A 26,102-nucleotide genomic window follows, 5' to 3' on the forward strand; every position below is an offset into this window, starting at 1 on the left:
TTAACGCTTCGAGTACTGCGGACGCTTACGCGCTTTACGCAGACCGACTTTCTTACGTTCTACTTCGCGAGCATCGCGAGTTACGAAGCCAGCTTTACGCAGGGCGCTGCGCAGAGTTTCGTCGTAATCCATCAGGGCGCGAGTGATGCCGTGGCGGATTGCGCCAGCCTGGCCACTTACACCACCACCGATAACGGTGACGTAGATGTCGAACTTCTCGACGGTCTCGGTCAGTTCCAGCGGCTGACGAACTACCATGCGGGCAGTTTCGCGGCCGAAGAAGTTATCCAGGGAGCGGTTGTTGATGGAGATGTTGCCAGTGCCCGGACGCAGGAAAACGCGTGCGGTTGCAGTCTTGCGACGGCCAGTGCCGTAATTTTGAGTCGCCGACATAATGAACTATTCCGTTAAAACTTCAGTTCTTGGGGCTGCTGAGCAGTATGAGGGTGAGCAGCGCCCGCATAAACCTTCAGCTTACGATACATGTCGCGACCCAGTGGGTTTTTAGGCAGCATGCCTTTAACCGCGGTCTCGATCACGCGCTCAGGGGCTTTGGCGATCAGCTTTTCGAAGTTGATCGACTTGATGCCGCCAGGAAAACCGGAGTGGGAGTAGTACATTTTGTCAGTGGTTTTAGCGCCAGTAACACGTACTTGCTCGGCATTGATCACGACGATGTAGTCACCGGTGTCAACGTGAGGGGTGTACTCAGGCTTGTGCTTGCCACGCAGACGGCTCGCGATTTCGGTGGCCAGACGACCCAGGGTCTGACCAGCAGCGTCGACGACAAACCAGTCGCGCTTTACTGTTTCCGGTTTAGCAGTAAAAGTTTTCATTCTTTATAGCCTCAGGGGCCGCCCTGTAAATTAGACGGCGGATCTTACTGAATAGTGCGTACTTTGACAAGTCAAAGGCAGCCGGATACAGACGCTTTCGGGGGCTCGGGTCGGCGCGTCCGTTCAACGGCAAGATTCTTCGGCGGCGGCGCATCACTTCCACTGCAGAAAGAGGTGCGCAATTATGCAGATTGCGAAAAATATTTCAACCTGCTTTTATGATTGTTTTGCCCAAGGAGTCCCCGATGGACTATCGCAAGCTAGGCCGTACCGATCTGAATGTCAGCGCCTTGTGCCTCGGAACCATGACCTGGGGCGAGCAGAACAGCGAGGCAGAGGCGTTCGCCCAGATTGAACGCGCCAAGGGTGCCGGGATCAATTTCCTCGACACCGCCGAGATGTACCCCGTGCCGCCGAAGGCCGAGACCTACGCCACCACCGAGCGTTATATCGGCAGTTATTTCAAGAGCCGTGGCGACCGCGCCGACTGGATCCTGGCCAGCAAGATCGCCGGCCCGGGCAATACCATCGACTATATCCGCGACAAGAATCTCAAGCACAACCGCCGCCACATCGTCGAAGCGCTGGACGCCAGCCTCAAGCGCCTGCAGACCGACTGGATCGACCTGTACCAACTGCACTGGCCGGAGCGCAGCACCAATTTCTTTGGCCAATTGGGCTACACGCACAAGGCCGACGAGGATTTCACACCTCTGGAGGAAACCCTCGAAGCCCTGGACGAACAGGTCCGTGCCGGCAAGATCCGCCATATAGGCCTGTCCAACGAGACGCCGTGGGGCACCATGAAATTCCTCGCCCTGGCCGAAGCCCGCGGTTGGCCTCGCGCGGTGTCGATCCAGAACCCGTACAACCTGCTCAACCGCAGCTTCGAAATCGGCTTGGCGGAAATCGCCATTCGCGAGCAATGCGGCCTGCTGGCCTATTCGCCCCTGGCGTTCGGTTTCCTGTCGGGCAAATACGAAAACGGCGCACGGCCCGCCAAGGGCCGCCTGACGCTGTACAGCCGCTTCATGCGTTACTTCAACCCGCAATCGGAAGCCGCCTGCAGCCGCTATGTGGCACTGGCCCGCGAACACGGCCTGGACCCGGCGCAGATGGCCCTGGCATTTGTCACCCAGCAGCCGTTCGTGACCAGCAACATCATCGGCGCCACCACGCTGGAGCAACTGGACAGCAACATCGCCAGCTTCGACCTGAAGCTGTCGGATGAGGTGCTGGCGGGAATCGAGGCGATTCACAAGGACCAGCCGAATCCGGCGCCTTGATTGATTCATAGGCCCCTTCGCGAGCAGGCTCGCTCCCACACTGGCTTTTTGTCTGACCGCCACGTTGCGATCGACACAAAACCCATGTGGGAGCGAGCCTGCTCGCGAAAGCGATCTGACATCCAGCGCAATAATCAAAGCGACCGCGCAATAATCTCCTTCATGATTTCGTTGGTCCCCGCATAGATTCGCTGCACCCGCGCATCAGCCCACGCCCGGGCGATCGGATATTCCCACATGAAACCGTAGCCGCCATGCAGCTGCACGCATTCATCGAGCACCTTGCATTGCAGGTCGGTGCCCCAGTACTTGGCCATCGCCGCCGTCGGTACATCGAGCTTGCCCTGCAGATGAAGCTCCAGGCAGCGGTCGACGAAGACCCGGCCGATCTGGATCTCGGTGGCCATTTCCGCCAGTTTGAAGCGGGTGTTCTGGAAATCCGCGATGGATTTGCCGAACGCCTTGCGGTCACGGGTGTAATCCAGCGTCCATTGCAGCGCCGCTTCGGCCGAGGCCAGGCCACCGATGGCGACGGTCAGGCGCTCCTGAGGCAGTTCCTGCATCAGGTAGGCGAAGCCCATTCCGGCCTGGCCCAGCAGATTTTCCTTCGGCACGCGGACATCCTGGAAGAACAGCTCCGACGTGTCCTGGGCCTTCATTCCGACTTTCTCCAGGCGCTTGCCCTTTTCAAAGCCCGGCGTGCCCGCCTCCACCAGGAACAGACTGGTGCCTTTGGCCCCCGCCTTCGGGTCGGTCTTGGCGACGACAATGACCAGGTCGGCCAGGAAGCCATTGGTAATGAAGGTCTTGGAACCGTTGATCACGTATTCATCGCCGTCGAGCACTGCGGTGGTCTTCACGCCTTGCAGGTCGGAACCGGCACCCGGCTCGGTCATGGCGATGGCCGTGACCATTTCGCCGGACACCAGTTTCGGCAGGTATTTGTGCTTCAACGCTTCGCTGCCGTAATGGAGGATGTACGGCGCGACGATATCGGAGTGCAACGAGAAACCGATCCCGGTCAGCCCCAGGCGGCCGATTTCCTCGATCACCACCGTGCTGTAGAGAAAATCCGCCTCCAGTCCGCCGTAGGCCTCCGGCAGGTGCGAGCACAGCATCCCCGCCTCCCCGGCTTTGTTCCAGAGCTGGCGATCGATGTGCCCCTGTTTTTCCCACTGGCTGTGGTACGGCACGGCTTCTTTCTCAAGGAAGGATCGTACGGTGTCGCGAAACAACTCGTGCTCGGGGCTGAACAGGGCTCTGGGGATCATGGCGCACCTTTGGTTATTGTTGGACGTGGTTATCCGACAGAGCCTAAGCCTGCGGCGTACGACAGGACACTGGACACATCCGACAAAAAATAAGACGATCCAGCCGTCTGGTGACCACTTTCCCCTATAAAAATAAAGATGAGTTATGTCCATGCACGCCTCCACGCCCTTGCGGCGCGTCAGCATCCTGGCAGTCGACCGGGTTTTCGCTTCCACCCTCATGCAAGCCAAGGATTTTTTCCACCTGGCCAGCCTGCGCTACGGCAAACAGCTTGGCCACGGCCTGACCCCAGCGTTCGAAACCCGGCTGGTCAGCCCTGACGGCAAGCCAGTCAACAGCTTCAGCGATGTGCTCATGCCGGTGGACGGTGGCCTCGAAAATACCGATGTGATCATCCTGCCGGCGTTCTGGGATGACTTCGCCACGCTCTGCCAACGTTATCCCCAGGTCCTGCCCTGGCTGCGCGAACAACACGCTCGCGGCGCGGTGCTCTGCGGCGAAGCCACCGGAGTATTCTGGCTGGCCGAGGCCGGGCTGCTCGATGGCAAGGAAGCCACCACCTACTGGCGCTTCTTCAATGCCTTCAAGGAGCGTTTCCCTCAGGTGCACCTGAACCAGGACAAGCACCTGACCGACGCTGACAACCTGTTCTGCGCCGGCGGCACCACCTCGGCCTGCGACCTTTACATCTACTTGATCGAACGCTTCTGCGGCGCCAACGTCGCCCAGGCCGTGGCGCGGGACATCCTGTATGAAGTGCAACGCAACTATTCGCCGGGACGCATCGGCTTTGGCGGGCAGAAACTGCATCAGGACGTGATCATCCTGCAGATCCAGCAATGGCTGGAGGAGCATTTCGCCGACAAGTTCCGCTTCGAGGACGTCGCCCGCGAGCACGGCATGAGCATCCGCAATTTCATGCGCCGCTTCCAGACCGCCACCGGCGACAAGCCCTTGCACTACCTGCAACGCCTGCGGATAGAAACCGCCAAGGGCCTGCTGTCCGGCAGCCGCAAGAGCATCAAGACGATCAGTTACGAAGTCGGCTACGACGACGCGAGCTTTTTCGCACGACTGTTCCGGCAACACACCGACCTGTCTCCGAACCAGTACCGGCAGCAATTCCAGCAGGCGGCGTGAGCCCGACGCTGAACGCTAATTCCATTGTGGGAGCGAGCCTGCTCGCGAAGACGATGTGTCAGCTTGCATGGTTGCTGAACATGCTCGCCTCTTCGCGAGCAGGCTCGCTTCTACCGTTGATTTCCGCTCATTCATCTTGGGAGATGCCCTACAAACCACACGGAAACGGCTGACTTACGCTCCACGCCCGTTTCGCCTCTTATAAACACGCCATTAAACAGCGTGAATAAAAATAAAAAGAGGTTTCTTGAATGAGCGAGCCAACCAGTCCTGTCCGCGTAGCGGTTGTGCAATTCGACCCTCAGGTCGGCGTAAGGAATCATGAGCAGAACCTGCATCACAGCCTTGCGCTGGCGTTGGAGGCGGTAAACGGCGGAGCGAATCTCATCGTTCTGCCCGAGCTGTCAAATACCGGCTATTTCTTCAGCAACCGACAGGATGCGTTCGAACACTCCGAATTGGTCCCCAACGGGCCAAGCGTGCAAGCCTGGAAGGACTTCGCGCGCCAGCACAAGATTTACCTGGTGGCCGGCTTGACGGAGCGCGAGGGCATGCGGCTTTTCAACACCGGTGTTCTGTTGGGGCCAGACGGTTTTATTGGCAAGTACCGAAAAGCCCATTTGTGGAACCTGGAGAAACTCTGGTTCACACCAGGAGACCTGGGTTTTCCAGTGTTCGAAACCCCGATAGGCCGCATCGGAATGCTGATCTGCTGGGACATCTGGTTTCCGGAAGTGCCGCGAATCCTGACCCAGCAAGGCGCGGACATCATCTGCAGCCTGAACAACTGGGTCTGGACGCCCCCGCCGCTGTTTGATGACGCAGGCAAGTGCATGGCGTCATACCTGACCATGACGGCGGCACACGTCAATAACGTGTTCATTGCAGCGGCAAGCCGCATCGGCGAAGAACGCGGTGCCCGCTATCTGGGCTGTTCTCTGATCGCCGGCACCAACGGTTGGCCGATTGGCGCGGTGGCCTCCGCCGACCAGCAGGAAGTGCTGTTCGCCGACATCGACCTGACCAGTTCCCGTAGCGCCGCCATCTGGAACAACCTGAACGACCTGCACCGTGATCGGCGTTCGGATCTCTACGATCCGATGCTTGGTTATACCCAGCACCCTCTCCTGCCGCGCTGAGGGGGCTTATCCTATGGAATCCATAAACGAAAAACGCCAACGCCGGTATACCGCTCGGTCATCGCTGGATCTTGCAGTGATCCTGTTGATGCTCGGCGCGCTGTCGCTGATCTGGCTTTCTTTCATGAGCCTCGCCTCCTGGCCCGACTACGGCCACATGGTGTCGAATTTGCCACAGCCAACCTCATGGCTACGCTGGGTGGTGGGAGACATCAGCGAAGTCGCCTTTTATAAGCATGAATTTGCGTCCATCGGACTGCTGGCGGGTGCCTACCTGGCATACCGGGCCAATGAAACGGGAAAGGCCTGGCAAGGATTTCCAATCTGCTACGGCAGCGGCCTGTGGCCGTGGGTCGTCGCCAGCTCGCTGCTTGGGCTCTTGCTCAGCAACCTGTTATGGGGCTGGACCGTGACGGCCACCGCCTGGCAACCGACCTTTGCCGCATTTGTTTCATTGCCGGCGGCGATGGTGCTGATGTTTGGCGGTGGCTGGAAAGTGGCGATCAACGGCGCAGTCATGGGTGCACTGCTGGTTACGCCGGCGTGCTTGTTGCTGGTCAACTACGTCTGCAATCCTCTGGGTTTGCCGGCAGTGATCGGCAACGTCTCGGGGATGGCTGTCGCCAGCGTCATGGCATTTCTGCTCTGCCGTTATGTGCCAAGCCTGGTGAGTTCGCAGGCGACCATGGAACCGTCCGATACGCCATCAAGGCCCACGCCCAGCCGTGCACCCGACTACGGTGTCGTCTGGAGCTTGCGCCGAGTCCTGGCGGATTTTTCCGAAGCGCCATTCTTCGGCAATGAATGGGCGAGCCTTGGACTGATATCGGGCGCCTTGCTGGCTTATGCCTTGAACCCGATGAGCCCGGTCTACGGCTCGGGCTTGCTGCCGCAACTGATCGCTGCACAAGCGTTGACCTCGGCCTTGGGCGTGATGATCTGGCGTCGACAGTGGCGGTTACGGGGATGGTATCCCACCTATATCCCGCTGGTATCGGTCGTGCCTGCCGCGGTTCTGACCTACGGCGGCAGTTGGCCGGTGATTGTCTCCAGCGCCTTGCTGGGCGCACTTGTGGCGCCACCGCTGGCGTGTGCGATCGCCAAGAGACTGCCCACTGACATGCACGGTTTCATTGCGAATGTCCTGTCCATGGCCATCAGTACCTTGCTCATCATTCCGGTCATCGGTCACCTGATAGCCAACTGAGCCGTCCACTTCCACGGCTGCATCTCGACCGGTAGGCGGTTGCAGCCATTTATTGCAAACAAGCGAGGTATCACATGGACTTGCCCAACCTGAGCATCGCTTCACTCGGCGGCACCGTGAGCATGCAGGCCCGGGTCTTCGGAGAAGGAGTGGTCCCGGCCGTCAGCGGCGCAACCCTGCTGGCTTCGGTACCGGAGTTGAGAACCCTGGCCCGCGTCACCGTCGAAACACTTCGGCTGTTGCCCAGCGCCTCATTGAGCTTCGAGCATTTATTGAGCGCGCTGCGCTGGGCGAACGCTCAGATCGAGCAAGGTGCGGTGGCGGTTGTCCTCACTCAGGGCACCGACACGCTGGAGGAATCCGCCGCATTTTTCGATCTCCTGTGGGACCACGACGAACCCCTGGTGCTTACTGGAGCGATGCGTTCCGCAGCCCAGACAGGCGCCGACGGACCGGGCAATCTGCTGGATGCCTGCCAGGTCGGCTTGGCCGAGAACAGCTGGCGACGTGGCGTTCAGGTGGTCATGAACGGGCAGGTTCATTCGGCGCAGGCGGTTCGCAAAACCGATTCGATGGCACTGCAGGCTTTTTCTTCGCCCGCCGTAGGCCCGGCAGGCTTGTTACTGGAGGGTGAGGTTCACTATTTCCACCCTCCACGCGAACGTCACATCTTGCCGTTGCCACAGCGCTCGACGCACAAGGTTGCGCTGTTACAAGCGTCGCTGTCTGCCGACAGCCTGCTGCTGGAGAACGTTCTCGCGCTGGGTTACGACGGGCTGGTGATCGCCGGTTTCGGTGCTGGACACGTTTCTGAAACCTGGGCTGAAAAAATTGACGCCATTGCCAGAAAAATCCCGGTGATTGTTGCGACCCGCTGCGACTCCGGCTCAACGGCTCGCTCGACTTACGGCTTCAAGGGCGGCGAGATGGATCTGGTTAAAAGAGGCGCTTCGATGGCCGGTTTTGTCTGCCCACGCAAATCGAGGATCCTCTTGTGGCTGCTGATCGGTTGCCAGCGACAAGATGACTTGGCTCGCTATCTGAGGCTTCTGCAGTATTGAGGGTTGCCTGGACCGGATCGGCGGGGGGCTGCTGCGCAGCCCAGCGGGAGCAAGCTCCCTCGCCACGGGTTTTGTGCTGCGGTTGTATTACCTACGGTTTATGCGCCCGCGACAGGAATTCGTGGGATTGCATCTCCAGCAGGCGGCTGAGGGTCCGCTGGAATTCGAAGTTCAGGCGACCGCCGGTGTAGAGGTCCTTGAGCTCGACTTCAGCCGAGATGATCAGCTTCACGTTGCGGTCGTAGAATTCGTCGACCATGTTGATGAAACGGCGGGCGATGTCATCGGTGGTGACGCTCATCTGCTCGACGCCGCTGAGCAGCACGGCGTGGAAGATCTTGCCCAACTCGATGTAGTCGTTCTGGCTGCGGGGGCCGTCGCACAACTCACGGAAGTCGAACCAGGCCACGTCGTCGCAGGTGCGGATCGCACGGATTTCGCGGTTTTCGATGATCAGCACATCGTTTTCCACTGCCTGGGTGCATTCCGGCGTCAAGGCGCGGAAGCTCTTGCGCAGGCTTTCTTCAGCGGCGGCGTCCAGCGGGAAATGGAACAGCTCCGCTTGCTCGAGGTGACGCAGGCGATAGTCCACGCCGCTGTCGACATTGACGATTTCGGTGTGTTCCTTGATCAGCTTGATCGCCGGCAGGAAGCGCGCCCGCTGCAGACCGTCCTTGTACAGGCCGTCGGGGACGATGTTCGAGGTGGCGACCAGGGTCACGCCGTTCTTGAACAGCTCTTCCATCAGCGTGCCAAGGATCATGGCGTCGGTGATGTCGGAAACGAAAAACTCATCGAAGCAGATCACCCGAGTCTCGGCGGCGAAGCGCTTGGCGATGAGGGTCAGCGGGTTCTTCTCGCCGCCCAGGGTCTTCATTTCTTCGTGCACGCGCTTCATGAAGCGGTGAAAGTGCGTCCGGGTCTTTTCCTTGAAAGGCAGCGCTTCGAAGAAGGTGTCCACCAGGTAAGTCTTGCCACGGCCGACGCCACCCCAGAAGTACAGGCCCTTGACCGGTGTCTGGTCTTTTTTGCCGAACAGCTTGCCCAACAAGCCTGGCTTGTTGTTCGACGCGGCGACCAGGTCGTCGTACAGGCGCTGCAAATGCCGCACGGCCGTTTCCTGGGCTGCGTCGTGGAAGAATTCCGGGCGTTTCAGATCAGCTTGATATCGTTCTAGGGGCGTCATATTCGTTAGCAAGGCAACAAAAACGGGCCGTCACTGTAGCGATGGCCCAGAGGAATGGCAATCGGCCCTTATTCGGGCCGATGGTCGGGAACGCCTTCAATCAATCCTGGGCAGGCGTCAGTGCCACGCGCAACGCATCGATGGCCGCGTCTCGGGCGGTACTGTCGGCAAAGGCCGGGCTGTGGGCCACGCATTCGCCGTCGAGCCAGACGCTGAAACTCAGTTCATCGCTGCGCACGTCCAAGGGCTGGCCAGATTGCAATTGCTTGGTCACCTGGCCAGCGGTCTTGCCGTCGGCGAAGTTGTTCGAAAGCAACAACTGCTCGCCATCGGCAGAAAGCAGGCGGAAGCGGAAACTGCCGTCATCGTCGCGGAAGCTGACGAAGCGCGCAGCCTTGGCCGCTTTCTTTTTGGTCTGCGTTGCCACTTGCACCTGGCTGACGAAAGACCGCAGGCCAACTGCCTCGCGCAGTTCATCGAGGAACGGCGTTGCTACGGCCCGGGCTTTTTTCGCGCCCAGTTGCAGGATGTCTTCAAGGTCCGCCGGGCGTTCGATCAACTGGTGGTACCGCTCGCGCGCTTCACCCAACTGGTCGTCGAGCAGTTGGAACAGACGATTTTTCGCCTCGCCCCAACCCAGGCCTTGCAGCAGTTCGCTACGGAACGCGGCGCACTGCTCGGCACTGGCGAAGGCCTGGAACAGCGTGAACAGGTGTGAGTTGTCCGGGTCCTTGGCTTCGCCCGGCGCGCGCGAGTCGGTGACGATCCGCGAGATCGCGTCCTTCATGTCCTTGGCGCTGCTGAACAACGGAATGGTGTTGTCGTAGCTCTTGGACATCTTGCGGCCATCGAGGCCCGGCAACGTGGCGACGCTTTCCTCGATCAGCGCCTCGGGCATGGTGAAGAACTCCCTGCCCTTGCCGAACAGGTGGTTGAAGCGCTGACCGATGTCCCGCGCCATTTCCACGTGCTGGATCTGGTCGCGACCGACCGGCACCTTGTGGGCGTTGAACATCAGGATGTCGGCCGCCATGAGGATCGGGTAACTGTAGAGGCCCATGGTGACGCCGGCGTCCGGGTCTTCGCCGGTCTCGACGTTCTTGTCCACCGACGCCTTGTAGGCGTGGGCACGGTTGAGCAGGCCCTTGGCGGCGACGCAGGTCAGCAGCCAGGTCAGTTCCGGGATTTCAGGGATATCGGACTGCCGATAGAACGTCACGCGGTCAACATCCAGGCCACCGGCCAGCCAGGTCGCGGCGATTTCCAGGCGCGAGCGCTGGATGCGCAGCGGCTCATCACATTTGATCAGGGCGTGGTAATCGGCCAGGAAATAGAACGAATCGGCATTGCTTTCGCGGCTGGCGAGGATCGCCGGACGGATGGCGCCGGCGTAGTTGCCCAGGTGCGGGGTGCCGGTGGTGGTGATGCCGGTCAGGATACGGGTACGAGTCGTCATGGGTTATCGCTTGTCAGACTGCTGTCAATTCGAGAGGCGCGGCAGGAGCAGATCCTTGAGATCAGTCAGCTTGCCATGAAAAAAGTGTCCGCATTCTGCCACTTTCAGCAGCTCATGGGGGCGCTGGAGCGCGTCGGACCATGTGTAGACAAGTTGGGGATCGACCACTTCGTCGGTTTCCGGCTGGATCACGGTCAATTCGCCGCTGGTCGGCAGGGGCGCTTGTGCATCCAGGCGCATTACCGCCGGAGCAACCATGAACAGGTGCTTGAGCGCCTGGCCTTGGGCTTCCAGGCGTCCGCCAAGGGTGGCGGCGACGAAGCCGCCGAAGGAAAAACCAAACAGGGTCAGGGGCAGCTGCGGGTATTTTTCCAGCAACCAGGCGGCCGCGGCCTGGGCATCGTCCACTTCGCCGGTGCCCATGTCATGGCTGCCGGCACTGGCGCCGACGCCGCGATAATTGAAACGCAACGTAACCAGGCCGGCGTCGCGGGCGGTGCGTTGCAGGGTCGAGACCACTTTGTTGAGCATGGTCCCGCCCTGTACCGGGTTGGGATGGCAGATCAGCGCCAGGCCACGGGGCGCTTCGCTGTCCAGGTACAAGGCTTCCAGTTGGCCGACCGGGCCATCGATGACTACAGGGGTTTCGCGCATAAGCAAGGGAAAGAACTCCGTGACCCCGAATAGGGTCGACTCGTCTAGCTAAAAGTCTGTGCCTGGCATGATTGCGATGTTCTTCGCGGTATACAGCGCAGGTCCGAGCCGTTAACGTAAAGCAAAGCCGTTTATAGAGGAAGGACTCGTGGAACACTCGCTCTTAGTTTGGCTGTTGCCGACTCTTGCCCTGGTTGCCGGTGTCGCCATTGGTTTCCTGATTGCCCGACTGCTGCCTAACGCGGTGCCCAACAGCACCCAACGTCAGCTCGACGACATCCAGGAACGTTTCGACAGTTACCAGAATGAAGTGGTGACCCACTTCAACAGCACCGCTTCCCTGGTGAAAAAGCTCACCCAGAGCTACCAGGAAGTCCAGGATCATCTGTCCGAGGGCGCCAACCGCCTGGCCCTGGACGAGCAGACGCGCCAGCGCCTGCTGGCTGCCCTGCAAGCCGACACGGCGCAGACGCCACGGGAGCGCCTGACCCCGCCGAAAGGGATCCAGGAACCGCCACGGGACTACGCCCCCAAGGCCCCGAATTCCCCGGGGATGCTGGATGAGCATTACGGTTTGAAGAAGTAATTTTCCAGCAACACCAAAAAGCCCGCCCGATCGCATGATCGGGCGGGCTTTTTATTGCCTCAAAAATCTCCCTGTGAAGTTTCCCCTGTGGGAGCGAGGCATGCGCAGATGTGGCGTCCGCCAAAGCCTGTGTGGGAGCGAGCCTGCTCGCGAAGGCGCCGGCATATCCAACATCACCGGCTCAGGCAGACCGCTTTCGCGAGCAGGCTCGCTCCCACAGTCTGGTCGTGGTGAATATCAATCCTGCGCCCACCGACAATCTTTTGTAGTTCAAGCCAACACCTCTTCCGCCACCTGGTCGACAGCCCCTTTGGTGATGTCGACGATCAGGTCGGCGTCTTCGCGGGTCAGGATCAGCGGCGGAGCGAAGCCCAGGATGTCGCCGTGGGGCATGGCGCGGGCGATCATGCCGCGTTCCAGGCAGGCGGCCGAGACCTTGGGGCCGACCTTGAGTGTCGGGTCGAACGCCGTACGCTGTTCACGATCGGCCATGAACTCCACCGCCGCCAGCATGCCGTCACCGCGCACTTCGCCCACCAGCGGATGGCCTTCGAGGGTTTCGCGCAAACGACGGTTGAGGTAACCACCGACGTCTTCGGCGTTGGCCATGAGGTTTTCCCTTTCGAGGATATCCAGGTTGGCCAGGGCCGCCGCCGCGCAGATCGGGTGTCCGGAGTAAGTCCAGCCATGGCCCATCGCACCTTCGACCTGGGAGGCTTTTTCGATCACGCTCCAGACCTTTTCACCGATGATCACCGCCGACAACGGCGCGTAGGCGCTCGTCAGTCCCTTGGCAGTGGTGATCAGGTCCGGCTGCATGCCATAGCGCTGGCAGCCCATCTTCGAACCCAGGCGACCAAACGCGCAGACCACCTCATCGGCGATCAACAGCACGTCGTATTTGTTCAGCACGGCCTGGATCGCAGCCCAATAACCGGCGGGCGGAACGATGATGCCACCGGTGCCCATCACCGGTTCGCCGATGAACGCCGCCACCGTGTCCGGGCCCTCGGCGAGAATCATTTTCTCCAGCTCATCGGCGCAATAGCGCACGAAGGCCGCTTCGTCCATGCCCACCGGGGCCTTGCGATACCAGTGTGGGCAGACGGTGTGCTTGACCCCCTCCGCCGGCAGGTCGAAGTGCTGGTGAAACGCCGGGAGCCCGGTCAGGCTGCCGGTCATGATGCCCGAGCCGTGGTAGCCACGGTCCCGTGAAATGATTTTCTTCTTCCGGGGCCGGCCCAGCACGTTGTTGTAGTAACGCACCAGTTTGATCTGGGTTTCGTTGGCGTCGGAGCCGGACAACCCGTAATAAACCTTCTTCATCCCTTCCGGCGCCCAGTCCATGATGCGGCTGGACAGCTCGATGATCGCCTCGCTCGAATGGCCGACGTAGGTGTGGTAGTAGGCCAGTTCCTTGGCCTGCTTGTAGATGGCGTCAGCCACCTCGGTACGCCCGTAGCCGATGTTCACGCAGTACAGGCCAGCAAAGGCGTCGATGAACTCACGCCCTTCGTGATCGCGAATGCGGATGCCCGACGCGCTCTTGATGATCCGTCCCTTGAGCGCGCCGCTGGCGTGGTCATGGGCATGGGTCGACGGGTGCATGAAATGCGCGCGGTCTTGTTCGAACAGCGTGTTGAGTTCTTGGCTCATGCGGACTCTCCTGGGAACTGGCCTTGATGGTGCAGGCAAAAGTATTTGGTTTCGACAAAGGGCTCGAAGCCCTCGGTGCCGCCTTCGCGGCCGAGGCCGGAGGCTTTCATGCCGCCGAAGGGAATCGGATGACCGGTGAACTTGACGCCGTTGACGGCGACCATGGCGTGGTCGAGACGACGCATCAGTGGGTAAATGACATCCAGGCGATTGGAGCAAATATAGGCGGCCAGTCCGTATTCGGTGTCATTGGCCAGTTCGATGGCATCGTCCAAGGTGTCGAACGGCATCACCCCGGCGATGGGCGCGAAGTTCTCTTCACGGTAGATGCGCATCTTCGGCGTGACGTCGGCCAGCACGGTCGGTTGATAGAACAACCCGCCCAGAGCATGAGCCTCGCCACCGGCCAGGCGTTGGGCGCCAAGGGCCAGGGCGTCGGCGACGCGGTCGGCGGTCGCATCGAGCGCCGCCTGGTGCATCAACGGCCCGACATCCACCGCCTGTTCCTGTTGATCAACCATTGCCGGCCCGACCCGCAAGGCACGCACCGCGGCGGCGAAACGACTGAGAAACGCCTGATACACCGGGCGCTGCACCAGGATCCGGTTGGCCGCGCAGCAATCCTGACCCGAGGTCTGGAATTTCGCCTCGACAGCGACTTTGACTGCCAAGGCCAGATCGGCATCCGCGCAGACAATGAACGGCGCATTGCCGCCCAGTTCCAGGGCGACTTTTTTCACGTCATGGGCCGCTGCTTGCAGCACCAGTTTGCCGACCCGGGTCGAGCCGGTGAAACTCACCGAACGCACGCGGCGGTCCTTGACCAGGGTCTCCATGGTCATCTGCGGCTCGCCCAATACCACGTTGAAGACGCCGGCAGGAAAGCCTGCCTCCTCGGCCAGTTGCGCCAGGGCCAACGCCGAGTAAGGCGTTTCATGGGCCGGCTTGACCACCACGGTGCATCCGGCGGCCAGCGCGGCGGCAGCTTTGCGGGTAATCATCGCCGAGGGGAAGTTCCAGGGTGTGAGCAGCGCGCAGACGCCCACTGGTTCCTTGACCGTGCCCAAATGAGCGTTCGGGATATGGCTGGGAATGTTCTGGCCATAGAGGCGCCGGGCCTCCTCGGCGAACCATGGGATGAAACTTGCGGCATAGGCGATTTCGCCACGGGACTCGGCCAGCGGCTTGCCCTGCTCCAGGCTGAGGATTCGCGCGAGGTCTTCGCTGTGTTCGCTGATCAACGCCGCCCAGCGCCGCAATATCGCGCCGCGAGTCTCCAGGCTCTGCTCGCGCCATGCGGGAAACGCGCGATGCGCCGCGTCCACTGCCGCGACGATCTGAGGTTGATCGAGCATCGGCACATGGCCGATAACCGTACGGGTGGCAGGGTTTTGCACCGCGATGCTCTGGCCGCTGTCGCTGTGGACCCAATGGCCATCGATGTAGCAAAGCGCTTTGAACAGCAGCGGGTTTTGATAAGGCATGACGTTCACTCCAGACCGTTTGCGTGAATCCATGCTAGGGCTGCCGCGCTTCTGTTATCGGCTGTTTGCACGGGCTCGGACCTTGGTTTTTTTCTGGAAATACCCTGCCGGAAAATGTTTTCTGCGGTGTTCAGGATGACGGCGTGAGCTCCGCCGGCAAGGCGCCAACGGTCTTGATGGTCTTGGTGACGATGTAGGTGAAGTAGCGTTCGATGCCGAGGTCTTCAAGCAACAGTTGATCAACGAAGCGCTGATACGAATCGACGTCTGGCGCCTGGATCATCGCCAGGTAATCCACACCGCCGCCGGTGGCGTAGCAGAACACCACTTCGGGCGCGGCGAGCAGGCGTTGCTCGAAACGGCGCATGTCCTGGGCGGTGTGCCGGGCCAGGGTGATTTCCACCAGCACCTGCTGGCGCTTGAACACCGCGCCCCAGTCGATCTGCGCCCGGTAGCCGATGATCAGCCCCGCCGCCTCCAGTTTGCGCACCCGTTCCCAGGCCGGAGTCACCGACAGGTTGATCGCCTCGGCGAGGCTCGACTTGGTGATCCGCCCATCCTCGGCGAGGATTTGCAGGATCTTCAGGTCGTAGCGATCGAGCTTGTGCATGGGCCGGGCTCTCCAGAGAATTCAGACATCACACCGCCCCTGTGGCGAGGGAGCTTGCTCCCGCTGGGCCGCGCAGCGGCCCCATTTCAGCTCCGCGATAGCCCAGGCCAAAAAGCGACGACTGCTTCGCAGCCGAGCGGGAGCAAGTGGGTGTGTCAGTTGAGGGGTATCAAGCCAACACATCCGCGATCACCACCAGCGTATCGCCACACTGCACCAGCCCGGGAAAGTGCCGGGCCGCCAGCAGGCCGCTGCGGGCGGCGCGGTATTCAACCGGGGCGACGCCGCTGCGGGTGGTGTCATGAATGCGCGCCACCACCTCGCCCCGGATGACGTTTTCACCGAGGTCGCGGCACATTTCCAGCAAGCCGTTGTGCTCGCTGGCGATGAAGCAACTGGCGTCCGGCATGTCGAGCACCAACGAGGGCTGCAGCTCGATCGAGCCCCGCAAAATGCCCGCGTGGATCAGCAGGTTGCGCACCCCACGCTCGGCAATCGCCACGCTGCGAGCCGTGGAAGAACCACCGCCGCCCAGCTCGGTGGTGACGAACACCTTGCCCTGGGATTCGGCCGCCGTGTCGTACATCGACCCGGCATCCAGCTCCAGCATGCGCATGCAATACGGCGCGTTGAACGCCAGCATCGCGGCCTCGCAGCGCGCCTGTTGCTGTTTGTCCGGCAATACGTGGCAGGCGGCGAACGGCAGGAAATCCAGGGTCCGCCCACCGGAATGGATGTCCAGGACAATGTCGGCCAAGGGCAGCAGAGTGCGGTTGAAATAGTCGGCGATTTTCTCGGTGACCGTGCCGTCGGGCCTACCGGGAAAACTGCGATTGAGGTTGCCCTTGTCGATCGGCGAAGTCCGGCGCCCGGCATGGAAGGCCGGGGTGTTCATGAACGGCACGATGATCACCCGCCCGCTGACCTCTTCGGCGGTCAGCTGCTGGGCCAGCTTGCTCAGCGCCACCGGGCCTTCGTATTCATCGCCGTGGTTGCCACCGCTGAGCAGCGCGGTCGGGCCGCTGCCGCGCTGGATCACGGTGATGGGGATCATCACCGCGCCCCAGGCCGAATCGTCCCGCGAATACGGCAGCTTGAGAAAACCGTGCTGCACGCCTTCGCGGCTGAAGTCGACCGTGGCGCTGATGGGATTGCTGGGCAATTCGCGCATGGCTCAATCCTTCACGAACAGTTGACGAGGCACCTTGCACAGCGTCTCGACGCCGGTCTCGGTGATCAGGATGCTCTCGGTGATTTCCAGGCCCCAATCGTCCATCCACAGCCCCGGCATGAAGTGGAAGGTCATGCCCGGCTGCAACACGCTGTTGTCGCCGGGACGCAGGCTCATGGTGCGCTCGCCCCAATCCGGCGGATAACTGATACCGATGGGGTAGCCACAGCGGCTGTCCTTGTGGATGCCGAATTTTTCCAGCACCTTGAAAAACGCCACGGCGATATCGCCCGTGGTGTTGCCCGGCTTGGCCGCGTCCAGGCCGGCGGCGATGCCTTCGACCACGGCTTTTTCGCCGTCGAGGAAATGCTGCGGCGGCTTGCCCAGGTAAATGGTGCGCGATAGCGGGCAGTGGTAACGCTTGTAGCAGCCGGCGATTTCAAAGAAAGTGCCAGCGCCTTTTTCGAACGGCGAATCATCCCAGGTCAGGTGCGGTGCGCTGGCGTCGGCGCCGGTGGGCAGCAGCGGCACGATGGCCGGGTAATCGCCGCCATGGCCGTCGGCACCGAGGATGCCGCTGCTGTAGATCTCGGCCACCAGTTCATTCTTGCGCATGCCCGGCTCGATGCGTTCGAGGATCCGGCTGTGCATGTTCTCGACGATGCGCGCGGCGATGCGCATGTAGGCGATTTCCTGCGGCGACTTGACCGCGCGCTGCCAGTTCACCAGGCCCACCGCGTCCACCAGCTTCGCCTCGGGCAGGTGTTTTTGCAGCGACAGGTACGCGGCGGCGCTGAAGTAGTAGTTGTCCATTTCCACGCCGATGCTCAGCGCGCCCCAGCCACGGGCGATGATCACCTCGCGAGACAGGTAGTCCATGGGATGACGCTCGCGGGACTGCACGTAAATGTCCGGATAACCGACGATGTTGTCGGCCTGCATGAACACCGTGCGCTTCGCCCCGTTGGCATCCTGGCCGCGCCCGAACCACACCGGCTCGCCGTCCAGCGCCAGCAGCACGCACTGGTGCACATAGAACGACCAACCGTCATAGCCGGTGAGCCAGGCCATGTTCGACGGATCGGTGACCAGCAGCAGCTCCAGGCCCTGGGCCTGCATCGCCGCGCGAACCTTTGCCAGGCGCTGGGCGTATTCCTCCCGCTGGAACGGAAGATTGACGACTATCTCTGACATCCACCTGCCCTCTGTTCAATGACACGAATAAACAAATCGATTCAACGACCGAACGCAAAACCCTTGCCCGCCGCCCGCGCCCGCTCGAACGCCAGATTGGCGATGGCGGTGTCCTGGGCGCCGGTGCCGGTCAGGTCGCAAAGCGTCACTTGCGCCGCATCGGAGCGCCCGAGCTGCTGGCCCGCCAGCACTTGCCCGAGTTCCATCAAGGCCATGTCGTCACGGACAAAGCCGGCCGCCAAGGCATGGCGCAGTTCGCCGAGCACGCGGGTCTGGCTGAGGCGATCGGCGACATAGCAGTCGATGGCGGCCAGGGCCTGTGGGGAAATTTCGTTCTTGTGCTCCGCGTCCGAGCCCATCGCGGTGATGTGCAGGCCCGGGTGCAAGTGACGGGGCTCGATCAGCGGCTCGCGGCTGGGCGTGCAGGTGATCGCGATGTCAATGCCCTCAAGGGCAGCGTCGATGGAGCTGCAGGGCGTGACGGCAAGACCGCTGTCACGCGCCAGTCCATCACTGAACGCCTTGGCCTTTTGCGCATCCCGCGCCCAGACCCGTACCTCGTCGATCGGCCGCACCAGGCGCAGCGCCTGGAGCTGCAACGCCGCCTGCTCGCCGGCCCCGATCAACGCCACGCTGCGGCTTTGCTCGCGAGACAGGCAACGCGCCGCCACCGCCCCGGCCGCAGCGGTGCGCACGGCGGTGAGGTAGCCATTGTCGAGCAGCAGCGCCTCCAGCAGACCGGTACGCGCCGAGAGCAGCATCATCATGCCGTTGAGGCTGGGCAGGCCGAGCTTGGGATTGTCGAAGAAACCCGGACTGACCTTGATGGCGAAGCGCTCCAGACCCGGCAGGTAAGCGGTCTTCACATCCACTTCGCCGTTGTGCTCGGGAATGTCCAGCCGCAGGATCGGCGGCATCGCCACGGCCGCGGTGGCCAGCAGCACGAAGGCCTGCTCGATGGCGTCGATGCTGGCCAGGTCGAGGGCCACGCAACTGCGCAGGTCGGCCTCGCTCAATAGGGTGACTTCACTCATAACAGGCTCCGTTGTGGGTTATCAGGCGTTGGCGCCGGCGATCACGCGGGCATGTTGTTCGGTGTCGACGTTGCGCCCGCTGACCACCACCACGATCGGTCCGCGCGGTTCGACCAGGCCGTCGAGCAACGCCGCGATGCCCACCACGGCGGCACCTTCGAGCACCAGGCGTTCGTAGTGATAGGCGTGGCGCAGGGCATTGGCGATCGAGGCTTCCGAGAGCAAGTGCACGTCATCGGCCAACTGCCGGGTCATGGCGAAGGTGTAGCGGTTGTCCAGGCCGATGCCGCCGCCAAGAGAGTCCGCCAGGGTCGGCAGTTCTTCGACTTCCAGCGGCTGGCCGGCGGCGAGGCTGGCGTGCATCGCGGCGCCTCGCGCCATGCTGATGCCGTGGACTTGAATGGCTGGATTGGCGCTTTTCAGGGCCAGGCCCACACCGGCGAACAGGCCGCCGCCGGACAATGGCACCAGCACCTGGGCCACATCCGCCTGCTGTTCGAGGATCTCCAGGCCAAGGGTGCCTTGGCCGGCGATGATTGCGGGATGATCGAACGGCGGCAGGAAGGTCGCGCCCTGCTCGCGGGCGATGCGTTCGGCTTCGCGCTGGGCGTCGTCCTGGGACTGGCCGACGATGCATACCTCGGCACCCAGGTCGCGGATCGCTTGGACCTTGTTGGCCGGCACCAGGTTCGACAGGCAGATGATCGCCCTCACACCCTGTTGCGAGGCGGCATAGGCGAGCGCCCGGCCATGATTGCCGGTCGATGCGGTGACCACGCCGCGGGCCTTCTGTTCGACGCTGAGCTGCGCCACGGCATTGCTGGCGCCGCGCAGCTTGAAGCTGCCGGTGACTTGCAGGGACTCCAGCTTGAGGGACACGGGCACGCCCATCAGTCGCGACAGGCTTGGGGAATACTCCATGGGCGTACGCCGCACCAGCGACTCGATGCGCTGGCGAGCGAGGTAGATGTCCTGAAGCTGCAACCCTGTCATGACCGCGTCCCGAGCCGATGTGTTGGGCGCAGTCTAAGAGGGCTGGATTGTGCTGATGAATGTACTAGGGCAATTTAGTGATGAAGTTCCAAAGTCACCACAGATCCCTGTGGGAGCGAGCTTGCTCGCGATGAGGCCCTCAGTTCCGACATCCCTGCTGGCTGTCAAACCGCTATCGCGAGCAAGCTCGCTCCCACAGTCTGGACTGGCTCGCCCAGATTCAGAGGCCGCCGGAAATCCCCTTGTGGGAGCGAGCCTGCTCGCGAAAGCCGTCTACCCATCACATCAATGCTGGATGTGCTGCCGCCTTCGCGAGCAGGCTCGCTCCCACAGGATTATTGTTCGCGTTATCAAAAATCATGAATCTGCGGATACTGGTTGAAGATCTGCCGCATGCCTATCAGTGCATGGCGCATTTCTTCATCGCTGCATTCGGCGCCAACGCAGACCCGCACCGCCCGTGGCCGCGGCGTGCCGCGCACGGTGAACGGATCGGGGGACGTGACGGCGATGTGCTTGTGCCGCAGCGCCCGTACCAGGCTGTCGACTTCCCAGTGGGGCGGAATGCCGATCCAAGCATTCAAGGCATGGGGATGCTGGGCCAAGACGTGCTCGCCCATGTATTCGGTGACCATCGCCTGGCGCCCGGCCAACAGGCGTCGTTGCAAGTGCAGCAATGAGTCGGCGCGACCGTCGCGGATCCAGCGGGCGGCAATCTCCGAGACCATCGGCGTGGCCATCCAACTGTTCACCCGCAGAATGCTCTCGGTACGCAACGCCAGGCGCTTGGGCACCACCAGGTAACCGATGCGCAAGCCCGTGAGCACCGACTTGGTCATGCTCGTGCAATAGAACGACAGCTCCGGCAGGTAATGGCTAATGGGCGGCGCCCGGCGCTCGTCCAGCAACGGCCCGTAGACATCGTCTTCGATGATGTGCACGCCGAAGCGCCGGGCAATCTCGGCGATTTCCCGGCGGCGGGTGTCGGGCATCAGGCTGGTGGTGGGGTTATTGAGGTTGGGGGTGCACACCAGCGCGGTGATGCGCTCGTTGCTGCACATGTCCTCGAAATGCTCGGGATCGATGCCGTGGCGGTCGGTGTCCAGGCCCTTGAGGGTGAAACCCAGTACTTGGGAATTGCCGATCACACCGTGGTCGGTCAGCCCTTCGCAGAGCACTACATCGTCGGGACCGGCCAGGGAAGCCAGGGCGAGGAAGATGCCATGAGCCGCGCCGTTGGTAATCAAGACGTCGTTGCGATCGACCTTCAGCCCCTGCCGGCCGATCCATTGCGCCGCCGCTTCGCGATGGGATTCAAACCCCGCAATCGGACGAAACGCATGAATCCATGGCTGATCCTCTTCTGTGCTCAGCTCGGCGCAGGTGTCGCGCCAGAACTGATCGTGCTCGCGAGTGTGCAGGATCCGCGTGATGGAAAAATCCACCAGCGCCCGCTCGGGGCTGTCGAGTATGTAGGTGGCGACCCGGTCGCTCATGCGCCGCGAAACGAAACTGCCGCGCCCTACTTCGCAACGCACCAGCCCCTGGCGCTCCAGTTCCTTGTAGGCGTTGGTGACGGTCTGCACGCTGATGCCCATGGCGTCGGCCACTTGCCGTTGCGGCGGCAGGCGCTGGTCGTTGGCGAGGACGCCCTGTTCGATGTCGTCGGCGATCGCCTGGACCAGAATCTTGTATTTGGATTCACCGCTGCGGGCGACGTCCAAGGCTGATTTCCACTTATCCATAACGCTGCGACCCGCCTTTGTACTGGTGCGCCCAGCATTGCTCGGGCTTCGCGGCAAAGCAATTGTCCTAGTGCAATACAATCGGCGCCGGGGCTTTTGTATGCTCGGTCCAAGGTCGTCATCCAGGCGGGCACACTGCCCCGATAAAAAGCCGGATCGACCTGTACCGGCGCTGTTACCGACTCAGGCCCCGCCCGGATCCGCCGCTGTACGCTTTGCTCTTGCCACACTGCCTCCTAACACAGAACCGTCCAGCGACGGATCCACAAGAAACAGGAGATTTTATCGATGAGCAATTTTCCAACCAGCAGCTGCACGCCCCTGCGCCGCCTCTTGTTGACGTGTGCCGCGCTTGGCCTGGCCGGCAGCGTTCAAGCGGCCACCCTGGATACCGTCAAAAGCAACAGCAGCATCCGCATCGGCTATGCCAACGAAACGCCGTTTGCGTTCACCGAAACCGACGGCAGCGTGACCGGCGAATCGCCGGAGATCGCCAAGATCATCTTCGCCAGGATGGGCATCAAGCAGGTCAATGGGGTGCTCACCGAATGGGGCTCGCTGATTCCGGGCCTGCGCGCCGGGCGTTTCGACGTGATTGCCGCCGGCATGTACATTACCCCGGCGCGTTGCAAGCAAGTGTTGTTCACCGACCCGCAATACCAGTTGCCCGACGCCTTGCTCGTGGCCAAGGGCAATCCGAAAAAGCTCCACAGCTACGAAGACATCGCCAAACAACCGGACGTGAAGCTGGCGATCATGGCCGGTACGGTCAACCTCGCTTACGCCCGCGACTCGGGGGTCAAGGACGAACAGATCCTCCAGGTTCCCGACACCACGGCGCAACTGCAAGCGGTGCGCGCCGGTCGCGCCGATGCCGCCGTCGGCACACAACTGACCATGAAAGGCCTGGCCAGCAAGGGCGGCGACAAAGTCGAGGCGATGACCGAGTTCAAGGACGATCCGTCCCACATCGGCTACGGCGCCCTGGCCTTCCGGCCCGAGGACAAGGACCTGCGCGACGCGGTCAACGCCGAGCTGAAGAAGTGGCTGGGCTCGGAGGAACATCTCAAGGCCGTCGCACCCTTCGGTTTCGACAAGTCCAACGTCACCAGCAAGACCGCGGCCGAGCTCTGCGCTCAGCCGTAATCGACACTGGCGTGCCGAAACAGGCATGACGCGTACGCGTGATGCCTGTTCCCAGCTTCATCGGATACGGGTTGAACCATGGGCGAATTACTTCCGTTATTGATTCAAGGGGCCTGGGTCACGCTCCAGGTGACATTCTTCGGCTCGTTGCTGGCGATCGTCGCCGCGGTGCTGGCGGCGCTCGGTCGACTGTCGCCGTGGCGTGCGTTGCGCTGGTTTTCGATTACCTATATCGAAGTGTTCCGTGGCACCTCGCTGCTGGTGCAGCTGTTCTGGCTGTTCTTCGTGCTGCCACTGCCGCCGTTCAACATCGAGCTGAGCCCCTACGCCGTGGCGATTGTCGGCCTGGGGCTGCACATCGGCGCCTACGGGGCCGAGGTGATGCGTGGCGCGATCAGCTCGGTCGCCAAGGGGCAATACGAAGCCTGCACGGCGCTGAACTTCAGCAGCTTTACGCGCTTCAAGCGAATCATCCTGCCCCAGGCCTTGCTGGCGGCCATTCCACCGGGCACCAACCTGCTGATCGAGTTGTTGAAGAATACCTCGCTGGTGTCGTTGATCACCTTGTCCGACCTGAGTTTCCGGGCACGCCAACTGGACCAGGCGACGTTCCAGACCCTGGAAATCTTCAGCCTGGCGCTGGTGATGTATTTCATCCTCGCCCAGGCCATCAACCTGGGCATGCGCCACGTCGAGCGTCGGCTGAGCCGGGGCCGGATGCGCGGAGGTCTGTCATGACGCTGTTCGATTGGTCCTACGCCGCACTGATCCTACCGGACCTGCTGCGCGCCTCCCTCAACACCGTGGGCATTACCCTGATCGGTTTCCTGATCGCGATCGTGCTGGGGCTGTTCCTGGCGATTGGCCGGCGCAGCCGCAAGTTCTGGTTGTCGTGGCCGGCCACGGCAGTGATCGAGTTCATCCGCAGCACGCCGTTGCTGATCCAGGTGTACTTCCTTTATTACGTGCTGCCCAACTACGGCCTGAGCCTGACGGCCATGCAAGTCGGCATCCTCGGCATCGGCCTGCATTACGCCTGCTACATCGCCGAGGTCTACCGCAGTGGCCTCGACGCCGTGCCACGGGCGCAGTGGGAGGCGGTGACCGCACTGAACATCGCGCCGTACGACGCCTACCGCAACATCATCCTGCCCCAGGCGCTGCGGCCGATCGTGCCGCCGCTGGGCAACTACCTAGTGGCGATGCTCAAGGACACGCCGGTGCTGTCGGCGATCACCGTGGTGGAAATCATGCAGCAGGCCAAGAACATCGGCTCCGAACATTTCCGCTACCTGGAACCGATCACCCTGGTCGGCCTGTTCTTCCTCGCCCTGAGCCTTGCCCTGGCTTGGCTGGTACGGCGCCTTGAAACGCGCATGGAGCTACGCTAATGACTTTACCCCTGTCCACGCCCACCGATTTGTCCCGGCGCAGCACGCTGGCATCGCAGCAGGAGGCCCCGGCCATGCAGATTCTGACACCGTCCCGGCCGATTGTGAGTTTCCAGGACGTGACCAAAAGCTATGGCAGCTTCACCGTGCTCGATCATTTGAACCTGGATGTCGCGCCCGGTGAAAAGGTCGCGATCATCGGCCCCAGCGGCTCGGGCAAGTCGACGCTGCTGCGGGTGCTGATGACGCTCGAAGGCATCGATCAGGGCCAAATCCGCATTGAGGACGACTCCCTCACCCACATGCCCAACCGCAACGGCGTGCTGGTTCCGGCCAATGACCGGCACATCCGCCGGGTGCGTGGCAAGATCGGCATGGTGTTCCAGAGCTTCAATCTGTTTCCCCATATGACCGCGCTGCAAAATGTGATCGAGGCGCCAGTGCAGGTGCTGGGCATGAACCCCAAGGAAGCCCGCGAGCGCGCCGCCGACCTGCTCGAGCTGGTGGGCCTGGGCAACAAGCTCGACCATTACCCGTCGCAGTTGTCCGGCGGCCAGCAGCAGCGGGTGGCGATTGCCCGGGCGCTGGCGATGCGCCCCAAGGTGATGCTGTTCGATGAAGTGACCTCGGCGCTTGATCCGGAATTGTGCGGCGAGGTGCTGAACGTGATCCGCAAGCTGGGCACCGAGCACAACCTGACGATGTTGATGGTGACCCACCAGATGGGCTTTGCCCGGGAATTCGCCGACCGGGTATGCTTTTTCTACAAGGGCCAGATTCACGAACAAGGCACCCCGGCGCAGATTTTCGAGCACCCGCAGCAGGAGCGGACGTGCGCGTTTCTGAGTGCGGTGAAAGAGGCTAACTAAACCTACCCAAGTGAACTCTGTTGTGGCGAGGGGATTTATCCCCGCTGGGCTGCGCAGCAGCCCCCCAAACAAGCAACTCGGAGTGTCAGGCTGAGTGGGTTGACCGTTTTGGGGCTGCTTCGCAGCCCAGCGGGGATAAATCCCCTCGCCACAAAGGGTCAAACGACAGCCATAAAAAAAGGCCATGTTTCCATGGCCCCCGTTTCATAACCGTCCAGCGGTTATGGGTATTGCTGGTAAGTCTGCCCCTGCTGCTGCGGCGCCTGGTACTGCTGGCCAGGAATGGCCTTGAGGTTGACCTCGACGCGACGGTTTTGCGCACGGCCGTTGACGTCGGCGTTGCTTGCCACCGGGTTGTCCGGGCCGGCGCCACGGGCCGAGAGGTTGGCGCCGCTGACACCTTGGGAGGTCAGGTAGGTCGCCACGCTCTGCGCGCGACGCTGGGACAGGTCCATGTTGTGCTGGCGGCTGCCGGTGCTGTCGGTGTAGCCGACGATCTCGATCTGGTTCTGGTTGAACTCCTTGAGGGAGTTGGCCAGGTTGTTCAGCGGCTGATAGAAGCTCGACGCGATGTTCGCCGAGTCGGTGGCGAAGGTGATATTGCCCGGCATGATCAGCTTGATCTGGTCGCCCTGGCGCTGCACCTCAACGCCGGTATTGGCCATGCTGGCGCGCAATTTCTTTTCCTGCTGGTCCGCGTAGTAACCGTAGCCGGCCGCGGAAGCGCCCACCACCGCCGCGCCGATCAACGCACCCTTGCCCCGATTATCGTGGCCGATGGCCGCACCGGCCAATGCCCCGGCCAGGGCGCCGAGGCCGCCATACTTGGCGGTTTTGCTCATGCCCGAAGATTCGGTAGAGGCCTGGCCCTGGTTGTCATAGGGGTTGGGCGACGCACAGCCGGACAACAGGGCCACGGCAGTAGCGACAACGATCAAGCGACGCGAGGTGAACATGAAGATGCTCCTGGGTTTTCAGTCTGAGTT

Annotated in this window: 25 protein-coding genes; 10 read left to right on the forward strand and 15 right to left on the reverse strand. The window is 61.8% G+C overall.

Translation table 11 applies throughout. The annotated features are described in order from the left end of the window. Together rpsI and rplM are read right to left on the reverse strand one after the other, a co-directional pair. The gene (gene rpsI, locus PSH78_RS21600) at positions 1 to 393 is read right to left on the reverse strand and encodes a 30S ribosomal protein S9 (RefSeq protein ID WP_003228056.1); all 393 of its coding nucleotides are present in this window, start codon (positions 391 to 393) and stop codon (positions 1 to 3) included. Positions 394 to 407: 14 nt separating this feature from the next. After that, positions 408 to 836: a 50S ribosomal protein L13 gene (gene rplM / locus PSH78_RS21605; RefSeq protein ID WP_003205365.1), complete on the reverse strand. Its 429-nt coding sequence runs from the start codon at positions 834 to 836 to the stop codon at positions 408 to 410. A 245-nt stretch (positions 837 to 1,081) separates the two neighbouring features. On the opposite strand from rplM, the gene PSH78_RS21610 reads away from it, so the two are divergent. Further along, positions 1,082 to 2,122 carry an NADP(H)-dependent aldo-keto reductase gene (locus PSH78_RS21610; protein WP_305496658.1) on the forward strand — a complete coding sequence of 347 codons (1,041 nt, stop codon included), beginning with the start codon at positions 1,082 to 1,084 and terminating at the stop codon, positions 2,120 to 2,122. Positions 2,123 to 2,256: 134 nt separating this feature from the next. On the opposite strand, the gene PSH78_RS21615 is transcribed toward PSH78_RS21610, so the two are convergent. After that, positions 2,257 to 3,393 carry an acyl-CoA dehydrogenase family protein gene (locus PSH78_RS21615; RefSeq protein WP_305496659.1) on the reverse strand — a complete coding sequence of 379 codons (1,137 nt, stop codon included), beginning with the start codon at positions 3,391 to 3,393 and terminating at the stop codon, positions 2,257 to 2,259. A 244-nt stretch (positions 3,394 to 3,637) separates the two neighbouring features. Between PSH78_RS21615 and PSH78_RS21620 the strand changes: the two genes are divergently transcribed. From PSH78_RS21620 to PSH78_RS21635, 4 genes are all read left to right on the forward strand, one after another. Continuing rightward, entirely contained in the window at positions 3,638 to 4,534 is an 897-nt protein-coding gene (locus PSH78_RS21620) for a GlxA family transcriptional regulator (RefSeq protein WP_305501352.1), read from the forward strand. Between the two features lie 251 nt (positions 4,535 to 4,785). Then, positions 4,786 to 5,673, forward strand: a complete 888-nt coding sequence (locus PSH78_RS21625) for a nitrilase family protein (RefSeq protein ID WP_305496660.1) — start codon at positions 4,786 to 4,788, stop codon at positions 5,671 to 5,673. Between the two features lie 13 nt (positions 5,674 to 5,686). Continuing rightward, positions 5,687 to 6,880: a hypothetical protein gene (locus tag PSH78_RS21630; RefSeq protein ID WP_305496661.1), complete on the forward strand. Its 1,194-nt coding sequence runs from the start codon at positions 5,687 to 5,689 to the stop codon at positions 6,878 to 6,880. A 74-nt stretch (positions 6,881 to 6,954) separates the two neighbouring features. Further along, entirely contained in the window at positions 6,955 to 7,941 is a 987-nt protein-coding gene (locus PSH78_RS21635) for an asparaginase (protein WP_305496662.1), read from the forward strand. Between the two features lie 91 nt (positions 7,942 to 8,032). On the opposite strand, the gene zapE is transcribed toward PSH78_RS21635, so the two are convergent. The 3 genes from zapE to PSH78_RS21650 form a co-directional block, all read right to left on the reverse strand. Beyond that, positions 8,033 to 9,127, reverse strand: coding sequence for a cell division protein ZapE (zapE, locus tag PSH78_RS21640; RefSeq protein ID WP_305496664.1), 1,095 nt, complete (start codon positions 9,125 to 9,127; stop codon positions 8,033 to 8,035). Positions 9,128 to 9,227: 100 nt separating this feature from the next. Then, the gene (locus PSH78_RS21645; protein ID WP_305496665.1) at positions 9,228 to 10,583 is read right to left on the reverse strand and encodes a tryptophan--tRNA ligase; all 1,356 of its coding nucleotides are present in this window, start codon (positions 10,581 to 10,583) and stop codon (positions 9,228 to 9,230) included. A gap of 24 nt (positions 10,584 to 10,607) precedes the next feature. Next, the gene (locus tag PSH78_RS21650; protein ID WP_305501353.1) at positions 10,608 to 11,237 is read right to left on the reverse strand and encodes an alpha/beta hydrolase; all 630 of its coding nucleotides are present in this window, start codon (positions 11,235 to 11,237) and stop codon (positions 10,608 to 10,610) included. A 148-nt stretch (positions 11,238 to 11,385) separates the two neighbouring features. On the opposite strand from PSH78_RS21650, the gene PSH78_RS21655 reads away from it, so the two are divergent. Next, entirely contained in the window at positions 11,386 to 11,823 is a 438-nt protein-coding gene (locus tag PSH78_RS21655) for a YhcB family protein (protein ID WP_305496666.1), read from the forward strand. Positions 11,824 to 12,093: 270 nt separating this feature from the next. Here PSH78_RS21655 and PSH78_RS21660 read toward each other — a convergent pair whose 3' ends face one another. The 8 genes from PSH78_RS21660 to PSH78_RS21695 all read right to left on the reverse strand — a co-directional run bounded on the left by PSH78_RS21660 (position 12,094) and on the right by PSH78_RS21695 (position 21,710). Next, positions 12,094 to 13,479: an aspartate aminotransferase family protein gene (locus PSH78_RS21660; protein WP_305496668.1), complete on the reverse strand. Its 1,386-nt coding sequence runs from the start codon at positions 13,477 to 13,479 to the stop codon at positions 12,094 to 12,096. Beyond that, positions 13,476 to 14,963 (reverse strand): NAD-dependent succinate-semialdehyde dehydrogenase, encoded by a 1,488-nt coding sequence (locus PSH78_RS21665; protein WP_305496669.1) that lies wholly within the window; start codon positions 14,961 to 14,963, stop codon positions 13,476 to 13,478. Before PSH78_RS21665 ends, PSH78_RS21660 begins: the two co-directional genes overlap by 4 nt. Positions 14,964 to 15,093: 130 nt before the next feature. Continuing rightward, positions 15,094 to 15,573 (reverse strand): Lrp/AsnC family transcriptional regulator, encoded by a 480-nt coding sequence (locus tag PSH78_RS21670; protein ID WP_305496671.1) that lies wholly within the window; start codon positions 15,571 to 15,573, stop codon positions 15,094 to 15,096. 169 nt (positions 15,574 to 15,742) lie between these two features. After that, complete coding sequence (gene doeB, locus PSH78_RS21675) at positions 15,743 to 16,744, reverse strand: N(2)-acetyl-L-2,4-diaminobutanoate deacetylase DoeB (RefSeq protein WP_305496673.1); 1,002 nt, start codon at positions 16,742 to 16,744, stop codon at positions 15,743 to 15,745. 3 nt (positions 16,745 to 16,747) lie between these two features. After that, entirely contained in the window at positions 16,748 to 17,938 is a 1,191-nt protein-coding gene (gene doeA / locus PSH78_RS21680; RefSeq protein ID WP_305496674.1) for an ectoine hydrolase DoeA, read from the reverse strand. Positions 17,939 to 17,979: 41 nt separating this feature from the next. Continuing rightward, entirely contained in the window at positions 17,980 to 18,972 is a 993-nt protein-coding gene (locus tag PSH78_RS21685; RefSeq protein ID WP_305496675.1) for a cyclodeaminase, read from the reverse strand. Positions 18,973 to 18,993: 21 nt separating this feature from the next. Next, positions 18,994 to 19,965, reverse strand: a complete 972-nt coding sequence (gene eutB, locus PSH78_RS21690) for a hydroxyectoine utilization dehydratase EutB (RefSeq protein ID WP_305496676.1) — start codon at positions 19,963 to 19,965, stop codon at positions 18,994 to 18,996. A gap of 350 nt (positions 19,966 to 20,315) precedes the next feature. Then, entirely contained in the window at positions 20,316 to 21,710 is a 1,395-nt protein-coding gene (locus tag PSH78_RS21695) for a PLP-dependent aminotransferase family protein (RefSeq protein WP_305496677.1), read from the reverse strand. Positions 21,711 to 21,998: 288 nt separating this feature from the next. On the opposite strand from PSH78_RS21695, the gene ehuB reads away from it, so the two are divergent. From ehuB to ehuA, 4 genes are all read left to right on the forward strand, one after another. After that, complete coding sequence (gene ehuB, locus PSH78_RS21700; protein ID WP_305496678.1) at positions 21,999 to 22,856, forward strand: ectoine/hydroxyectoine ABC transporter substrate-binding protein EhuB; 858 nt, start codon at positions 21,999 to 22,001, stop codon at positions 22,854 to 22,856. A 78-nt stretch (positions 22,857 to 22,934) separates the two neighbouring features. Then, entirely contained in the window at positions 22,935 to 23,594 is a 660-nt protein-coding gene (gene ehuC, locus PSH78_RS21705; RefSeq protein ID WP_305496680.1) for an ectoine/hydroxyectoine ABC transporter permease subunit EhuC, read from the forward strand. Next, positions 23,591 to 24,247, forward strand: a complete 657-nt coding sequence (ehuD, locus tag PSH78_RS21710) for an ectoine/hydroxyectoine ABC transporter permease subunit EhuD (protein WP_305496681.1) — start codon at positions 23,591 to 23,593, stop codon at positions 24,245 to 24,247. The genes ehuC and ehuD overlap by 4 nt, the downstream gene beginning before the upstream one ends. Continuing rightward, positions 24,247 to 25,116: an ectoine/hydroxyectoine ABC transporter ATP-binding protein EhuA gene (gene ehuA, locus PSH78_RS21715; RefSeq protein ID WP_370871002.1), complete on the forward strand. Its 870-nt coding sequence runs from the start codon at positions 24,247 to 24,249 to the stop codon at positions 25,114 to 25,116. The genes ehuD and ehuA overlap by 1 nt, the downstream gene beginning before the upstream one ends. Before the next feature lie 221 nt (positions 25,117 to 25,337). Here ehuA and PSH78_RS21720 read toward each other — a convergent pair whose 3' ends face one another. Continuing rightward, positions 25,338 to 26,072 carry an OmpA family lipoprotein gene (locus PSH78_RS21720; protein WP_018604257.1) on the reverse strand — a complete coding sequence of 245 codons (735 nt, stop codon included), beginning with the start codon at positions 26,070 to 26,072 and terminating at the stop codon, positions 25,338 to 25,340. Between the last annotated feature and the right edge of the window lie 30 nt (positions 26,073 to 26,102).

It is taken from the genome of Pseudomonas sp. FP198, from assembly GCF_030687895.1.
Taxonomy (GTDB): Bacteria; Pseudomonadota; Gammaproteobacteria; order Pseudomonadales; family Pseudomonadaceae; genus Aquipseudomonas.

Bases quoted from the DNA above. Each gene is read 5' to 3' on its own strand.
- rpsI (WP_003228056.1), bottom strand. From the start codon at position 393: ATGTCGGCGACTCAAAATTACGGCACTGGCCGTCGCAAGACTGCAACC.
- rplM (WP_003205365.1), bottom strand. From the start codon at position 836: ATGAAAACTTTTACTGCTAAACCGGAAACAGTAAAGCGCGACTGGTTT.
- PSH78_RS21610 (WP_305496658.1), top strand. From the start codon at position 1,082: ATGGACTATCGCAAGCTAGGCCGTACCGATCTGAATGTCAGCGCCTTG.
- PSH78_RS21615 (WP_305496659.1), bottom strand. From the start codon at position 3,393: ATGATCCCCAGAGCCCTGTTCAGCCCCGAGCACGAGTTGTTTCGCGAC.
- PSH78_RS21625 (WP_305496660.1), top strand. From the start codon at position 4,786: ATGAGCGAGCCAACCAGTCCTGTCCGCGTAGCGGTTGTGCAATTCGAC.
- PSH78_RS21630 (WP_305496661.1), top strand. From the start codon at position 5,687: ATGGAATCCATAAACGAAAAACGCCAACGCCGGTATACCGCTCGGTCA.
- PSH78_RS21635 (WP_305496662.1), top strand. From the start codon at position 6,955: ATGGACTTGCCCAACCTGAGCATCGCTTCACTCGGCGGCACCGTGAGC.
- zapE (WP_305496664.1), bottom strand. From the start codon at position 9,127: ATGACGCCCCTAGAACGATATCAAGCTGATCTGAAACGCCCGGAATTC.
- PSH78_RS21645 (WP_305496665.1), bottom strand. From the start codon at position 10,583: ATGACGACTCGTACCCGTATCCTGACCGGCATCACCACCACCGGCACC.
- PSH78_RS21650 (WP_305501353.1), bottom strand. From the start codon at position 11,237: ATGCGCGAAACCCCTGTAGTCATCGATGGCCCGGTCGGCCAACTGGAA.
- PSH78_RS21660 (WP_305496668.1), bottom strand. From the start codon at position 13,479: ATGAGCCAAGAACTCAACACGCTGTTCGAACAAGACCGCGCGCATTTC.
- PSH78_RS21665 (WP_305496669.1), bottom strand. From the start codon at position 14,963: ATGCCTTATCAAAACCCGCTGCTGTTCAAAGCGCTTTGCTACATCGAT.
- PSH78_RS21670 (WP_305496671.1), bottom strand. From the start codon at position 15,573: ATGCACAAGCTCGATCGCTACGACCTGAAGATCCTGCAAATCCTCGCC.
- doeB (WP_305496673.1), bottom strand. From the start codon at position 16,744: ATGCGCGAATTGCCCAGCAATCCCATCAGCGCCACGGTCGACTTCAGC.
- doeA (WP_305496674.1), bottom strand. From the start codon at position 17,938: ATGTCAGAGATAGTCGTCAATCTTCCGTTCCAGCGGGAGGAATACGCC.
- PSH78_RS21685 (WP_305496675.1), bottom strand. From the start codon at position 18,972: ATGAGTGAAGTCACCCTATTGAGCGAGGCCGACCTGCGCAGTTGCGTG.
- eutB (WP_305496676.1), bottom strand. From the start codon at position 19,965: ATGACAGGGTTGCAGCTTCAGGACATCTACCTCGCTCGCCAGCGCATC.
- PSH78_RS21695 (WP_305496677.1), bottom strand. From the start codon at position 21,710: ATGGATAAGTGGAAATCAGCCTTGGACGTCGCCCGCAGCGGTGAATCC.
- ehuB (WP_305496678.1), top strand. From the start codon at position 21,999: ATGAGCAATTTTCCAACCAGCAGCTGCACGCCCCTGCGCCGCCTCTTG.
- ehuC (WP_305496680.1), top strand. From the start codon at position 22,935: ATGGGCGAATTACTTCCGTTATTGATTCAAGGGGCCTGGGTCACGCTC.
- ehuD (WP_305496681.1), top strand. From the start codon at position 23,591: ATGACGCTGTTCGATTGGTCCTACGCCGCACTGATCCTACCGGACCTG.
- ehuA (WP_370871002.1), top strand. From the start codon at position 24,247: ATGACTTTACCCCTGTCCACGCCCACCGATTTGTCCCGGCGCAGCACG.
- PSH78_RS21720 (WP_018604257.1), bottom strand. From the start codon at position 26,072: ATGTTCACCTCGCGTCGCTTGATCGTTGTCGCTACTGCCGTGGCCCTG.